Source organism: Ostreibacterium oceani (genome assembly GCF_009362845.1).
Lineage (GTDB): Bacteria > Pseudomonadota > Gammaproteobacteria > Cardiobacteriales > Ostreibacteriaceae > Ostreibacterium > Ostreibacterium oceani.
In genome coordinates, this window is record NZ_WHNW01000008.1 from 24874 (window position 1) to 39882 (window position 15009).

The 15009-nt window shown below is 46.0% G+C and carries 15 protein-coding genes; 6 read left to right on the top strand and 9 right to left on the bottom strand.

Features of this window, described 5'->3' with window-relative positions:
* Window positions 1–44 precede the first annotated feature (44 nt).
* The 9 genes from truD to dapB form a co-directional block, all read right to left on the bottom strand.
* Complete coding sequence (gene truD, locus GCU85_RS07400) at window positions 45–1115, bottom strand: tRNA pseudouridine(13) synthase TruD (RefSeq protein WP_152810548.1); 1071 nt, start codon at window positions 1113–1115, stop codon at window positions 45–47.
* Between the two features lie 25 nt (window positions 1116–1140).
* Window positions 1141–1758, bottom strand: a complete 618-nt coding sequence (gene ybeY, locus GCU85_RS07405; protein WP_218110604.1) for an rRNA maturation RNase YbeY — start codon at window positions 1756–1758, stop codon at window positions 1141–1143.
* Between the two features lie 102 nt (window positions 1759–1860).
* A complete protein-coding gene (locus GCU85_RS07410; RefSeq protein ID WP_152810549.1) occupies window positions 1861–2835 on the bottom strand; it encodes a PhoH family protein in 975 nt (324 codons plus the stop codon).
* Window positions 2836–2886: 51 nt separating this feature from the next.
* Entirely contained in the window at window positions 2887–4317 is a 1431-nt protein-coding gene (miaB, locus tag GCU85_RS07415; RefSeq protein WP_152810550.1) for a tRNA (N6-isopentenyl adenosine(37)-C2)-methylthiotransferase MiaB, read from the bottom strand.
* 241 nt (window positions 4318–4558) lie between these two features.
* Window positions 4559–5779: a tetratricopeptide repeat protein gene (locus tag GCU85_RS07420; protein ID WP_152810551.1), complete on the bottom strand. Its 1221-nt coding sequence runs from the start codon at window positions 5777–5779 to the stop codon at window positions 4559–4561.
* Window positions 5780–5831: 52 nt separating this feature from the next.
* A complete protein-coding gene (locus tag GCU85_RS07425; protein ID WP_152810552.1) occupies window positions 5832–6134 on the bottom strand; it encodes a lipopolysaccharide assembly protein LapA domain-containing protein in 303 nt (100 codons plus the stop codon).
* A 70-nt stretch (window positions 6135–6204) separates the two neighbouring features.
* Window positions 6205–7401, bottom strand: a complete 1197-nt coding sequence (locus GCU85_RS07430) for an acetyl-CoA C-acetyltransferase (RefSeq protein WP_152810553.1) — start codon at window positions 7399–7401, stop codon at window positions 6205–6207.
* A gap of 79 nt (window positions 7402–7480) precedes the next feature.
* Window positions 7481–8233, bottom strand: a complete 753-nt coding sequence (locus tag GCU85_RS07435; protein ID WP_152810554.1) for a pyridoxine 5'-phosphate synthase — start codon at window positions 8231–8233, stop codon at window positions 7481–7483.
* 86 nt (window positions 8234–8319) lie between these two features.
* Window positions 8320–9195 carry a 4-hydroxy-tetrahydrodipicolinate reductase gene (gene dapB, locus GCU85_RS07440; RefSeq protein ID WP_152810555.1) on the bottom strand — a complete coding sequence of 292 codons (876 nt, stop codon included), beginning with the start codon at window positions 9193–9195 and terminating at the stop codon, window positions 8320–8322.
* A gap of 433 nt (window positions 9196–9628) precedes the next feature.
* On the opposite strand from dapB, the gene rpsT reads away from it, so the two are divergent.
* From rpsT to ftsY, 6 genes are all read left to right on the top strand, one after another.
* Complete coding sequence (gene rpsT, locus GCU85_RS07445; RefSeq protein WP_152810556.1) at window positions 9629–9889, top strand: 30S ribosomal protein S20; 261 nt, start codon at window positions 9629–9631, stop codon at window positions 9887–9889.
* 404 nt (window positions 9890–10293) lie between these two features.
* Window positions 10294–10914: a DUF3859 domain-containing protein gene (locus tag GCU85_RS07450; RefSeq protein WP_152810557.1), complete on the top strand. Its 621-nt coding sequence runs from the start codon at window positions 10294–10296 to the stop codon at window positions 10912–10914.
* 116 nt (window positions 10915–11030) lie between these two features.
* The gene (locus GCU85_RS07455) at window positions 11031–12080 is read left to right on the top strand and encodes an AI-2E family transporter (protein ID WP_152810558.1); all 1050 of its coding nucleotides are present in this window, start codon (window positions 11031–11033) and stop codon (window positions 12078–12080) included.
* Between the two features lie 62 nt (window positions 12081–12142).
* Window positions 12143–12868 (top strand): MlaA family lipoprotein, encoded by a 726-nt coding sequence (locus GCU85_RS07460; RefSeq protein ID WP_152810559.1) that lies wholly within the window; start codon window positions 12143–12145, stop codon window positions 12866–12868.
* Window positions 12869–12965: 97 nt separating this feature from the next.
* Entirely contained in the window at window positions 12966–13772 is an 807-nt protein-coding gene (gene hisN, locus GCU85_RS07465; RefSeq protein WP_218110605.1) for a histidinol-phosphatase, read from the top strand.
* Window positions 13773–13832: 60 nt separating this feature from the next.
* Complete coding sequence (ftsY, locus tag GCU85_RS07470) at window positions 13833–14999, top strand: signal recognition particle-docking protein FtsY (protein ID WP_152810561.1); 1167 nt, start codon at window positions 13833–13835, stop codon at window positions 14997–14999.
* Window positions 15000–15009: the final 10 nt, after the last annotated feature.

A 15009-nucleotide genomic window follows, 5' to 3' on the forward strand; every position in this document is an offset into this window, starting at 1 on the left:
ATTATAATAACAAAAAAACGAGCAGCTCAAAAGCAATAAGCACATCAAATAGCAAAAATTTGTTTAATGACGGCACTCGCATAGGCACCATTAGGCAGCGAAAATTGCAAACAGCAGTCCTCGCCCTCCCATTGCCAAGACAAATTCTTAACGCTCACACGAAACGCACGATACTGCTCCGATAAATTGTTTTTATTCATAAAATCTTGTAATTTATCTCGCTCAAACGGGTAACCATCGTCAGCAAACCACGCCGAATTTAGCGCGGTTTCTTTGCCCGGCAACACGCCCGCAGGATGAATATCATGGCTTTGTAAACGCTTGCTTATTACGTCATCGGGCTGGTCAATCTGAAAAAAGCTATGACTGCCAGCTAAACACATCGTATCATTAGGCATCGCTTGATTCCAACTACCTTGCTTGACGCGCATTGCCAACTGGGCATTAAAAATCGCCGCGCGTAGCGCAGAAATCAGTAGGCTCTTTTCTGTTCGCTTGGCGATATTGGCGTGTCCATTCACCCAATCCGTGACACGGATTAAATTTTGAGCGTCATGGCCAAACCGTTGACTATCAAAAAAATTAGGCATACCTTGCTGTGTTAAATAAGCCAACCGCTCTTCAATCAACGCACGATTGCCGACTACATGGCGCAACCGAATGCAAAACGTATTTCCTCGGTGCTGTCCACGTTTGAGTTTTTTGTCGTGTAGCACATGATGGCCAACCGTAAATTCTGTCGATGTCGGTAATGCATATGCACCAGGCTTTACCCCTGGCAGGCGTACCGAAAAGTATTGTGTCGTGACGGCATGACGGTCTTTTAGCCCTGAATAGCCAATATCTTTGATAGGCACTTGATAAAATTTTGCCAATTGCTTGGCGACCCACAGCGTATTGCTATTCGTTTTTTGGATATTTAGAAAGATATGCTCACCCGTACCACGCCACTGCCAATCCAATTGTTCATCAACCACAAAATCCGCAGGGATGCTTTTGAATTGTGCCGACGCAAGGCTATTTGCATCGAATAGCAAACAGTCATCAATCCAAGGGTTAAGTGATGTTGTTGGCGATGCGGTCATTGGCGATGCGGTCATTGGTGATGTTGTCATTTTTATTACCGAATTCCTGTATGGGTCATACGTACGGATTAGGCACACCTAAGGCTTGTAAAACCGCAATTTCTTGCGCTTCCATCGCCTCTGCCTCAGCATCCGTTTGATGGTCATAGCCGTACAAATGCAACAAGCCATGTACGGTCAAATGCATCCAATGGTGGTTAATTGGTTTTGCTTGTGCAGACGCCTCCTCAATCACAACTGGAGCCGCGATAACCATATCACCCAGATAAGTTTCTTGTGATATCTGTGCGACCTCTTTCGCTACCCCTCCTGCCAAACTTTCGATTAAGTCTTCATCCACATTTAGATCCACATTTAGCGGCACATCGTCATAACCGCTAACAGAATGCGGAAAACCAGACGGCAAAACCAACGGTGTATAAGGAAAGGCCAGCACATTCGTTGGTGCGTCTTTACCACGAAAATCGGCGTTTAGTTGTTGCATTTCTGCATTATCGACAACGCGTATTGTCAGTTCAATGGCATCGGTTAACGCAATCGACGCTGTTGCCGCCAAGTGATTAACCGTCGCATTCACCCACTGCTGAAATTGGGCTTTCGTCGGGCATGCGACCGCCGTTGCCACTTGTAATTCAACGACTGGCATCGTCACACTGCACGACTGATTTTGCACAACTGGACTCCGCACGACTGGCTTTTCACAACTGGACTCCGCACGACTGATTCGCTTTGTTCATTGCCAATGTATTATCGCCGGTGTCTTATCGTCGATGTATTATCGCTTAGCATCATTTGATTGTGATGCGGCTTGTTTTTCATAGGCGATAACGATTCGTTGCACCAGTGGATGGCGAACGACATCATCAGCAGAAAACACAGTATAAGCAATCCCCTCAACGCCTTTTAATACCTCAGACGCATCTCGCAACCCAGAGCGCACGCCCTTGGGCAAATCGACTTGTGACAAATCACCCGTCACAACGGCTTTGGAGCCAAAACCAATCCGTGTTAAAAACATTTTCATTTGTTCAGCGGTTGTGTTTTGCGCCTCGTCCAAAATAATAAATGCATCCGACAACGTTCGTCCGCGCATAAAGGCAAGCGGTGCAATCTCGATGATGTTTTTTTCAATCAGTTTACCCGCCCTTTCGGCGCCTAGCATCTCATACAACGCATCGTACAGCGGACGTAAATAAGGATCCACTTTTTGTGCCAAATCGCCAGGCAAAAAACCCAAACGCTCACCCGCCTCTACCGCAGGACGCACGAGCACAATCCGTCGCACCAAATCTTCGTTTAGCATGGCGACCGCACAGGCCACTGCCAGATAAGTTTTCCCCGTTCCAGCAGGGCCTAAACCAAAATTAACATCATAATCAAAGATACGCTTTAAGTATTGGCGTTGGTTTGTCCCGCGCCCTCGCACTTTACCGCGCTTGGTTTGAATAATAATTTCATCATCAACCACCTCGTGCGACACAGTATTGGCGATATCACGAATAACCAAATGAATGGCGGCTGCATCAATATTAATGGCCGCGTTTTCAGTTTGCGCATACAGGGTATCAATTACTTGTCGCGCTTGTAAAATCGCGGTCTCTTCTCCTTCAATCGAGACCAGCTCACCACGGTTGGCGATAGAAACTGATAACGCCGTTTCAATGACACGAAAATTCTCATTCATATAGCCAGAAAGCCGTTGAAAGCGTCCCGCGTCTTTGCTCGCTAAAACGAATTCTAGTTTACTCATCAACCTTGCCTGTTATTTTTAAATATTTTCTGATAAATTTGTTGTTTTTATTCATGATGCCGTAATCAACTGGGGTTTTTTCATGGGTTCAATATCGACAAACTCACCCAATAAAGAATTATTGTATGCTTGGCTAATTTTCACTTGCGCAAATCGCCCAATCATGTCGTTAATTTGTGCAAAGCGACTAGGCGGTACTGCAAAATTAACCACCCGATTATTTTCTGTTCGGCCTGACAGCTGTCCGCCGTGTTTTGATTCGCCTTCGATCAGTATTTGCTGCAACGAACCGACCATTGACTCGCTAATCGCCATGGTCATACGATTAATCTCTGCTTGTAATTCGGCTAACCGCGCTTTTTTTGCTGTCATAGGCACATCGTCAGGGTATGACGAGGCGGGCGTACCAGGACGTGCCGAATAAATAAAACTAAAGGACAAATCATACCCTATGTCACGAATAAGTTGCATGGTTTTTTCATGGTCCGCGTCGGTTTCCCCAGGAAAACCCACGATAAAATCTGAAGAAAAAGAAATATCTGGGCGAATTTCACGGATTTTGCGCAATTTAGATTTATACTCTAACGCGGTGTGACCTCGCTTCATTTGCGCCAGAATACGGTCCGAACCCGATTGCACAGGCAAATGTAAATGCGAGACCAACTCAGGAACGCGGCGATAAACCTCAATAAGTCGCTCGCTGAATTCAACAGGGTGTGACGTGGTAAAACGAATGCGTTTAATCCCATCGATTTGGGCAATGACTTCGATTAAAAACGCCAAATCCACAATGGTGCCATCGTGCATTGGCCCTTGATACGCATTCACATTTTGCCCCAATAAATTAATCTCACGAACCCCTTGGCTTGCCAGTATCGCGCACTCGGCAATCACGTCATCGAAAGGTCTAGAGACCTCTTCGCCTCGTGTATAAGGGACAACACAAAACGTACAGTACTTTGAACAACCCTCCATGATCGAAACATAGGCCGTTGCCTTGCTCGTTTTGGGGGTAGGTAGATAGTCGAACTTTTCAATTTCAGGAAAAGAAATATCCATCACATGCGCTTGCCCTTGATCGACCTTTGCAATCAATTGAGGCAATCGGTGTAGCGTCTGTGGACCAAAAACAATATCAACAACAGGGGCACGCTTTTGTAACGCCTCACCCTCTTGGCTGGCAACGCAACCACCAACCGCAATAATTGTGCCAGGTTTCTTATCTTTGATTTTTTTCCAACGCCCCAGCGCTGAGAATACTTTTTCTTGTGCTTTTTCTCTTATCGAACATGTATTTAAAATCAGTATATCCGCATCAACAGGGTCGACAACTGGCTCGATTTCATACACCTGCCCTAACACAGCAGCCATTTTTTCAGAGTCATATTCATTCATCTGGCAACCGTGGGTTTGAATATGAAGTTTTTTCAGTGGCTTAATGGTTTTATCTATTGCGTCAACCCGCGCAAGTACTTCGCTCATGGATACTCCTCAATTAATCATCAGCCTTATTGTATAAGGTTTTTTTTTATTTTTAAAACGGTTTGATACAAATCGTTAGGGTTTATCGTATATTGCTAACACACACATCGGATAACATAGATCGACTGCCATACAGCTGACTACTATAGCTGACGACTATAGCTGACGACTGCACACCGCCTGCCATGTATCAAAGTGCCACCACTAACCAATCAGGGTAAACCGTTTGGGTAAACCGTTTTTACACATTTTCTTTGACCGTCAAGTCCGTCACGGGCGTAAACGCGCCCCAATTCTTACATCCTGGGCATTGCCAATTTAGCACATTGCCACGAAAGCCACACTCACGGCAGCGATACCGCAAAGCCTGACGGATTATCCTATCCAGACTAAATTGCAAGGTTTTAATCGACTCGTCTTGGTGGTCTAATTGGTGTAAATAAGCATGCAAAGTTAACAAGCTCGGGTGGTTTGTCAGTTGTTCACCGAGAAATTTTTTGGCTGCTTCGTCACCCTCAATATGGGCGATGGACTGTTGTAAATGCAGTAACAATGCTGGGCTAGGGTATTTTCTCACATAAGTGGCTAAATAATTTTTCCATTCATGGTGTTGATTAAGGGCATCGTAACAAGCCGCTAGCTTGTCGAAAACCTCTAGCATAAACGTCGGCGCAATTTTTTCTAGGCGTTGATAATAGTTGATTGCCTGCACATAATTCCCTCTTAATTGGGCAATTTCACCTAACTTAATCAGCGCACGAAGGCACTGTTTGTCGCAAATCAACGCTTTGTTTAACCACTCCTCGGCGCCCGCTAGTGCCGTATGACTAGGACTCATCGACAGATCCGACTGACCCGACTGATTGGATTGACTGGGTGTATCAACGGATGCCGATAGTTTAGCCTCTGCCAACTCACAATAATAATGCGCCACTTTCTGCTGGATACTATCACGGCGAAATGGATCGAGCGCTTCAGCCACTTCAATCGCTTGCTGCCATTGGTCTTGCTGCTCGTACAAATTAATTAACCGCCGTTGCGCCGCATCGCGTAGCGCAGGGCTGGTTGCGGCATTGGCTTTTTCCAAATAATCTTTGGCATGATTCATAACGCCAGCCTGAAGATAATCATCGGCTAACGCCAAATGTAATCGCTGCAACGCTTCCGAGCTCAGCTCCTGTCGGCTTAACAACGCGGTATGGATATGCAGCGCACGGTCGATTTCCCCACGATGACGAAACAAATTACCCAGCGTAATTTGATTTTCTATCGCACTATCATCTAAGTGCGCAATACGGACAAAAATATCAATCGCTTTATCCGTTTCGTTTTCTAACAGATAGCTCAAGCCTTGAAAGTAATCTTCATCGCGACGGTGATGATCCTTTTTTTTATCGCCTTTGGCAATCCACCACCCACTAAAGGCGGCCAGTGGTAATAACAATACCAATAACTCATTCATACGATGTTAGGTGAAAAGTGGCGTTGGCACATCATCAGTCAAGACGTATTAATCAAGACTGACATTCGGCATCAAACGCGGCTTTTATTTCGGCTTTTTTACGGATCTTATCCATTTCATTCAGCTGTTTTTGCAAGGTTTTGGCTTTTAATTTCCAAACCCATGCCGACACCCCAAAAAAGCAAAGCGAAAACAATACGCCTAAAATAAACGCCCCAATAATCACCCAAGAAAGCCGTAGCGAATAAGAGAAAAACCAATAATTAACGGTTACTTTTTCGGCATTATTAAAGCCAAACGGCAGAATCAGCACAAAAGCTGCCACCAATAAAATCAAAAAGATGAATTTTTTCATTTTCGTATTTCTCTCCACTCGTTTACTGTTCTGTTCTACTATTCTACCCTAGATATTCTATTCTACTGCGCTAGTCTACGGCTGGTCGCTCAACACATCGCTCAACGCACAGCGCAACCCCTTGCCCACCACCAACACATAACGTTGCCAATCCACGTTTTTGATGAAGCCGTTGCATATTATACAGCAAGGTGACCAAAATTCTGGCACCTGATGCACCAATTGGATGCCCCAGTGCAATCGCACCACCCGTCACATTGACTTTATTGACATCCCATTGCATGCCGTGGTTAACCGCTAGCGCTTGGGCCGCAAAGGCTTCATTTGCCTCAATCAAGTCAAGCGCATCAACCGTCCAGCCCGCATTGATTAGCGCTTGTTGGCTTGCAGGCACAGGGCCATAACCCATTTCAGCGGGATTAACTCCACAAACACCAATGCTTCGAATAACCGCCATTGGCGAAAGATTTAACGCCTTGGCTTTTGCTGCCGACATCATTAATACGTATGCTGCTCCATCATTGACCCCTGATGCATTACCTGCCGTTACCGAACCATTTGGCATAAAGGCAGGGGTTAATTTTTCCAATGCCGCCATAGTCAAATCAAACCGTGGGTGCTCATCCGCGTCAACTTGCTGTGTCTGTTTTTTGTACTGTACCTGAATGGGGGTTATTTGGGTGTTAAAGTGACCTGCGACAATGGCTTGTTGTGCTAACTGTTGCGACCGCAAAGCAAAGGCGTCTTGCGCTGCTCTGGAAATCGCTAACTTATCGGCCAAACGCTCAGCCGTGACACCCATTAGCTGGTTATCAAACGCATCCAGTAATCCATCACGCAAAATGGTATCGGTAGCGGCACTGTCCCCCATCTTGATACCGCCACGCAAATACTGGTAATGCGGTGCATTTGACATGGATTCTTGTCCACCCGCAACCACAATTTCAGACAATCCACTGGTGATCGATTGCATGCCCAGCATCACGGCACGCAATCCTGAACCACACACTTGGTTAATCGTCATGGCGAGGCTTTCTTGACGCATACCAACCTGAATGGCAACTTGTCGCGCGGGGTTTTGCCCTGCGCCTGTCGTCAGCACTTGCCCCGCAATCAACTCATCTATTTGTGTCGCATCCACATTGGTATGCGCCAATAAATCGCCCACCACTTGCCGCCCAAGTTCGACAGCGGACAGTGTGGACAAGCTACCCATCAATGAGCCGATGGGGCTACGTTTGGCACCAACGATAACGATCTCTTTCATACCCGCTTCTTTTGTACAACTATTTTTCATATCACTATTGTTTTCATCTAGCCAAGCGAAGTAATCCCTAGAGACACCCTTAGCGGCAATCCCGATGATAATTCATGGGATTTTGACAAATCGCCACATAACGCGCAATAACACACTGCCACCCCAACTGCAACGCTTCAACCGTTAGTGCATGCCCTATTGATACTTCGGCAACGGGAATATGTTGCAAAAAATAAGGCAAATTATCAACCGTCAAATCATGCCCCGCATTAACTGACAGCCCCGCGTCTAACGCACGGTCAAAGGCATCCTTAAATAAGGCAATCTGCCTTTCATGCGCACCGCGTTCAAAGCTTCTCGCATAGGATTCGGTGTGTAGCTCAATTCGGTCAGCACCCACGGTTTTTGCCAGCGCAATTTCGGTACTATCGGCATCCATAAACAAGCTCACACGAATACCGTTAGTTTTAAGTGTCGTTATTGCTTCCGTAAGCATCCTTTCATGAGAATGAATAGACCACCCATGATCCGATGTTATTTGATTTGGCGCATCAGGCACCAGTGTCACCTGCTCGACTTGCGACGCAATGCAATACGCCAATAAATCGTCGTTGGGATAACCCTCGACGTTCAATTCGACGTGATGTTTTTCGCAGAGTTTTTTCAGCAACCCAATATCGGCATAACGCGCATGGCGCTCATCAGGCCTAGGGTGAATAGTTAGCCCACTCGCGCCTGCTTCAATCGCCTGCTCACCCATGGCGACTACATTTGGATAGTCTCGTCCACGCGCATTACGCAGCAGTGCAATTTTATTTAGATTAACCGATAAAGCCGTCATCACTCGTCTTGCCCCTTATTTAAATTCGCTTCATTAAAAATCCAAATCAACCAACAAAATCAACCAACAAAAACCAACCAACCACATCAATTAAAACCTAACAAATCGCGCATGGTATAAAAGCCTGCTGATTTTTTCGATATAGCGTTTGCCGCGAATAACGCGCCGCGCGCAAAAATGCTACGATCGGTTGCGCGGTGGCTGATTTCAAATCGCTCGCCTGCCATATAAAACGTCAGTGTATGTTCACCAACAACATCGCCCCCACGAATGGTAGAAAACCCAATCGTGCCTGATTCGCGTGGACCAATAAGTCCATCCCGACTTTTTACCGCAATGTCGGGTAACGCCTTGCCTAGCGTTGCTGCAACGGTTTCGCCTATCATCAATGCGGTCCCTGACGGTGCATCGACTTTATGACGATGATGCGCCTCAACCATTTCAATATCGGCGGTCACTTGCATTTGGTTAATCAATGCGTGCGTTGCCTGTGCCGCGAGCGCATTCATCAGGTTGACCCCCATGCTCATATTTGCCGACATAAAAACGGGGATGTCTTTGGCTGCATCGCGAATGGTGTCGATTTGCGAGGCATTAAACCCTGTTGTGCCGATGACAATCGCTTTTTGTTGCTCACGACAAAAGGCCAGATGCGTCATTGATGCCGAAACGCTCGTAAAGTCAATCAACACATCAAAATCCAAAGACAAGCTCGAAGTAATTGTAACCGCCATATCATGACCAACATCGCCAGCACCATCACCAAGCGGCGGACAAGTTTGGCTCAACAATTGACCTATACACTTATCACCAGGCTTTGCCGTGGCAACTGTCAAGCGTAACCCAGCGTCCCAATCGTCGCGCGAATTATTACCCGCGGCCACCGAATCAGGCGCCATCAGACAATGATAGATACTCTGCCCCATTCGCCCACCAATGCCTGCAATTGCCAGTCTCGCCATACCGCCACACCTCACTATGCGATTATTTGTTTGATTATTTGTTTATTCGATACGTGTTTAGCGCATATCAGTGCATATCAGCACCTATTTTAATGCATCCCTTTAGCTATGATACGAAATTCAGCCCTAAAATGATAGTATTCTTAACGGCGTTATACATTCGGTGGTACAATTGTTGTTATTCCAATCTATTCGCCTCTATTCGCTTTTATTTGCTAGCAATCACCGAGAGAAGCATGGATTCACTCAATACCACGCTTGCTTTGTCGTTTACTTTATGGTTCGTTTGTTTGGTTTGCTTTAAAAAAACAAACCAAAAAACGCACTACCACGGCACTGCGGTTGATTAACTGCAATATTTTTATTGACTTTTTAGGCGATTCGTATAGAATTTTTTGGTTTTAATTCGCACTTATTTGTAGGAGATTTTTTCATGGCCAATAGCCCACAAGCCCGTAAGCGTGCTCGGCAAGCAGAGCAACACCGCACCCGTAATGTCGCACAGCGTTCTTATATGCGCACGACTGTCAAAAACGTTCTCAAAGCCGTTGAAGCTGGGGACAAAGCCCACGCTGAAAAAGCATTTGAGCTGGCTGTTCCAGCGCTTGACAAAGCCAGCCGCAAGGGATTAATCCACGCGAACAAGGCAGCGCGTATTAAGTCTCGTTTAGTCAGACAGTTAAAAGCACTATAATTAGCACGACTAACCGCCTAATTGCCGCCTAATTGCCGCCTAAGTTTCACCTAATAGCCACTTACTGTTAGGCTAACGGCTAGGCTAATGACTAAGCTAGTAGCGACCACGCTAGCAATGTATTTGCCCTGTATTCAATAGACTAATACGCCTATACATCGCTAGCGTGCTTTTTGCGCTCACTTATTTGCTTACGCATAACTCGCTGTATCGATTATTGCCTGCATTGGTCATCGCCTGTATTGGTCATTGTTCATTTTGCTAATGATTTTTATTGGTCGTTCATTTCTAATTCATAATCCATGCACTCACAGGCCACTCACAGACCCAATCACAGGTCCACTCACAGACCCAATCACAGGTCCACTCACAAGTCTAACACTCGCGAAGCCTTATAACGCATTATGATGATGACAGTATTACACCGACTATCTTTCGTTTTTTTTGTCGCCTTTAGCTTGTTGGTCATGGGCTGCCAACAAACGCAACAGCAACAAACACAACACCAACAAACTGGCAATGCATCTCACGACTCACCCGATTCATATGATTCTGACTTATATGAATCACGCACCTCACAAACCGTTGATGGCAAACCAACCACCCACCCAACTGTATTCACTACCCTATTCAATCATTCAGACACACCACAAACACCCACCATCAACGGTATTTCACTGCTTGGATACGGCATTCGTCAGCCTGGTGAGCAGACATTTTCCCCCGTCAGCGAAGGTACGCTTACCCTGGGCACAGAATTTGCCATTTTATACCAGCTCGACAACTCAGTTAGTCAGCCTATTGAGCATGTGACGATTTATCCAGATAGCGGTATCAAACACCCTAGCAAGGGGGCGATTAAATTTGACACCTTACAGTGGACACCCAACCCTAACCAACAAACGTATGAATTAATTTACCTCATCGAACATGGCTGGGAAATCATCCCGGGACGCTGGGTGTTACAAGTTAAATCAGGGCCAACCGTGTATTTAGAAAAAGTGTTTTATCTCAACGATCGATAAAATACGTTATCGAATTTTCAGCAAACCCTTTACAATAACCCTTTACAATAAAACCCATAAACAAAACTTAAAGAATAAGACAAACAGAATAAAACCCATTAGCCCTAGGAAAAACCATGCATTTGGAACAAAAAATACAACTGGTCTTTATCATTGCTTTGGTCGGATTATGCTTTTATGTATTATCGCCGATTCTAAGCCCATTCCTATTTGCCGCATTGCTTGCCTATCTGGGCGATCCGTTGGTCGATCGATTGGAAAAACGCATGTCACGTACTTTTGCGGTCGTCAGCGTTTTTATTTTTATTATTATCACGTTGATTTTAATCGTCATGCTATTTATTCCGCTTATTAGTGAGCAATTATCCAAACTCATCGGCAAACTACCTGGCATGATTGATTTAATCGAAAAAAACATCCTGCCAACCATTCAGGACAAGTTTGCGGCTGGTTCGGCAGCCAGCAGCGACGATGATTTGATTTTAAATACGTTAAAATCCAACCTCTCAAACCTCTCAAATATTGCTAGCAAGCTATTTGGCTGGATTAGCAACTCCAGTGGCTTTGTGTTGACGTTACTGGCGAATATTTTTTTAGTGCCTGTGGTGACTTTTTACCTGTTAAGAGACTGGGATCGATTAATTGAACGCATCCACCACTTAATCCCTAGACGCTACGAAGCCAAAGTTAGCCAAATTGCCAAAGAATCTGACAATATGCTCGCGGCATTCTTGCGTGGTCAATTTATGGTCATGAATAGTCTTGGACTCATCTATGCGATTGGTTTGTCCGTTGTCGGTCTAGAATCCGCCATATTGATTGGTTTTATTGCTGGCTGGCTGTCTTTTGTCCCTTATTTGGGGCTAGTTGTTGGCATGGGCGTGGCGACAGCGCTGGCTTATTTTCAATTCGGTGATATTATGCACCCTTTGGGCGTGATTATCACCTTTGTCATCGCGCAAGCACTAGAGGGCAGCGTACTCACCCCACGTTTTGTCGGCGAACGCATCGGGCTACACCCTGTTGCCGTTATTTTTGCCGTCCTCGCAGGCGGTCAACTGGCTGGATTTGCTGGTGTTTTATTGGCACTGCCTGTCGCTGCCGTGCTAAATGTGTTAGTTTCACACGCACATGTCGCATACCAGCACAGCAAGCTCTATAATTAGCCGCCTGTTACCTTATTCATGCGACGCTTAACTACTTAAAAGACCATCCGAGACCACCTGATATGCGAAATCATTTTCCTTTACTTTTACTCACACTATTCGTTACAACTTGGTTTACTGTTGGCTGCGCGTCAAACAATGGGCTAGAACAATACAACCAACGCATGTATGCGGTTAACAAAAAAATCGACCAGTACACGCTAAAACCCCTAAGCCAAGGCTACCAAAAGATAACGCCAGACCCCGTTGAACGTCGTGTTAGTCACTTTTTCGGTAATTTAGGCGAGATTAACACCTTCGCAAACAGCTTACTCCAAGGCAAATTCAAAAACGCAGGGCTTTCTAGTTCACGGTTTGTTTGGAATACGACACTCGGCTTGGGCGGGCTATTTGATGTCGCCACCGCGATGGGCATTTCAGCCGACAAAGAGGATTTCGGGCAAACACTGCGTGCTTGGGGTGTCCCCGCTGGTCCTTATCTTGTCTTGCCCATATTGGGACCCAGCACAATAACAGACACCGTTGGGTTGATTGGTGACTATGGGATAGACCCCATTAATCGCTACCAATGGAATGATTATCGCGTTGAAACGGGCGTTAATGTCTTAAAACGTATTGACCAGCGCGCGGGGCTACTGAATACCGAAAAAGTACTGGCCAGCAGTACCATCAACGAATACGAGTTTGTCAAAAGTGCCTACCTGCAACGACGCGCCTCATTGACCAGAGACGGGGCACCCGACCCACAGTCAGAAGATGCATTTGATGCGTTTTTTGATGAGGAATAACCGCCAACAGTCCACTAAATGAATCGTTTTCTCGACCGACTATTAGCGCACTATCCCTGCTATCTCTACTATGCCCACTATCCCTACAACCCGTACTATGCCTGAAACGCCGAATACAACACTAGACTTTGCACATTTGCTCGCAGACGAAGCGCGCTCAATCACCCTCGATTATTTTCGCCGCCCGCTGCAAGTAACAAAAAAATCAAACGAAACACCCGTGACCGTTGCCGACCAAACCACGGAATCAAGGCTACGCCAACTGATTGAATTGCACTACCCAGACCACAGCATCATTGGCGAAGAACACGCCGAAAAATCAACCCAATCCACCTATCAATGGGTAATTGACCCCATTGATGGCACAAAAAATTTCGTCGCAGGCATTCCGCTATTTACCACCCTGATTGCGCTCTTCAAATCAGGGCAACCGATACTTAGCTTGATTGATGCACCCGCGCAAGACGAGCGCTGGATAGCCAGCAAAGAAACCCCCACAACGTATCAGCGTCAACAAACCACACAACTAGTTCGTACACGAGACACGACATCACTAGACAAGGCCATTTTATGCTCAACGGACTTGAGCATGTTTTCGGACGCCGAAAATGCACAGGTCCAACCACTACGCGACACGGTGAGTCTAATACGCTATAATGGCGATGCGTATTTGTATGCAATGCTTGCGAGCGGCTGGATTGATTTGGTGCTTGAGTCTGATTTACAGCCTTATGACTTTTTACCGCTAAGGCTCATTGTCGAACAAGCCGGCGGCAGCATAACCGACTGGCAAGGCAATCCGCTGACCCGAAGTAGCTGCGGCCAAGTGTTAGCCAGCGCCAATGCAACGCTGCACCAACAAGCACTTGATAAAATACGCCAAACAATACAGCCACAGACCTAATACCACAAACCTAACACCACAAACCTAATACAACCGATCATACTAACTAGACAAAATACCATGATATTTAACTTCGGCAAAAAGAAAGCAAAAGACGCAGAAAAAGCAAACAAAGACCAAGCAGACAGCACATCTGAATCCATTGAACCCATTGATACCACTCAAACAACTCAAGCCATTCAAGCCACTCAAACCAACGACACGGCTGCGTGGAAAATTGACGATGCCTCCCACGATAACAACACCGATAACAACTCCGATAACACATCGGTTGATAAAGCAGATAACAAGGCGAGCAACACGGCGAGCAACAAGGGCAGCTACCTTAGCCGTCTAAAGTCTGGACTGGCAAAAACTGGCGCTAGCTTTAGCGGCCTATTTCTCGGCAAAAAAACCCTAGATGACGATTTAATTGACGACTTAGAGACGGCTTTATTAATGGCAGATGTCGGCATCGAAGCGACCCAAGAAATCATCGATGACGTCACAAAAACCATCTCACGCAAAGAAACCAACAACCCAGAAGCCGTCATTAATCAACTAAAACAAACGATGCGCCGCATTTTATCGGGTTGCGAAATCCCATTACCCATTAACGATCACCAACCCACAGTCATATTGATGGTGGGCATCAATGGCGCAGGAAAAACAACCACCATAGCAAAGCTTATACAACGCTTTCAACAGCAAGGCAAAACTGTCATGCTGGCGGCAGGTGACACTTTTCGTGCTGCCGCTGTCGAGCAATTAAAAACGTGGGGAGAACGCGCAAACGTGCCCGTTATTTCACAAGGTACTGGGGCAGATGCCGCTTCGGTCATTTTTGACGCTTATACGTCTGCCAAGGCAAAAAACATCGATATACTTATCGCTGATACCGCTGGTCGCTTGCATACCCAATCCCATCTCATGGCTGAAATTGAAAAAGTCGTGCGGGTACTGAAAAAACATGACAGCAACCTACCCCATGAAACGATGCTTGTCATTGATGCAGGAAATGGGCAAAATGCCCTCAATCAAGCAAAATCATTTCATCAAAGCTTAGGATTAACGGGTATCACGGTCACCAAACTCGATGGCACCGCCAAGGGCGGCATGATTTTCTCATTAGCAAAGCAGATGCAACTACCGATTCGATTTATCGGCGTCGGTGAAGCCGCCGACGATTTGCGTGAATTTGTTATCGATGATTTTATCGATGCCTTGCTTGACAACTTTGCCCCCTAACTGCAACGCA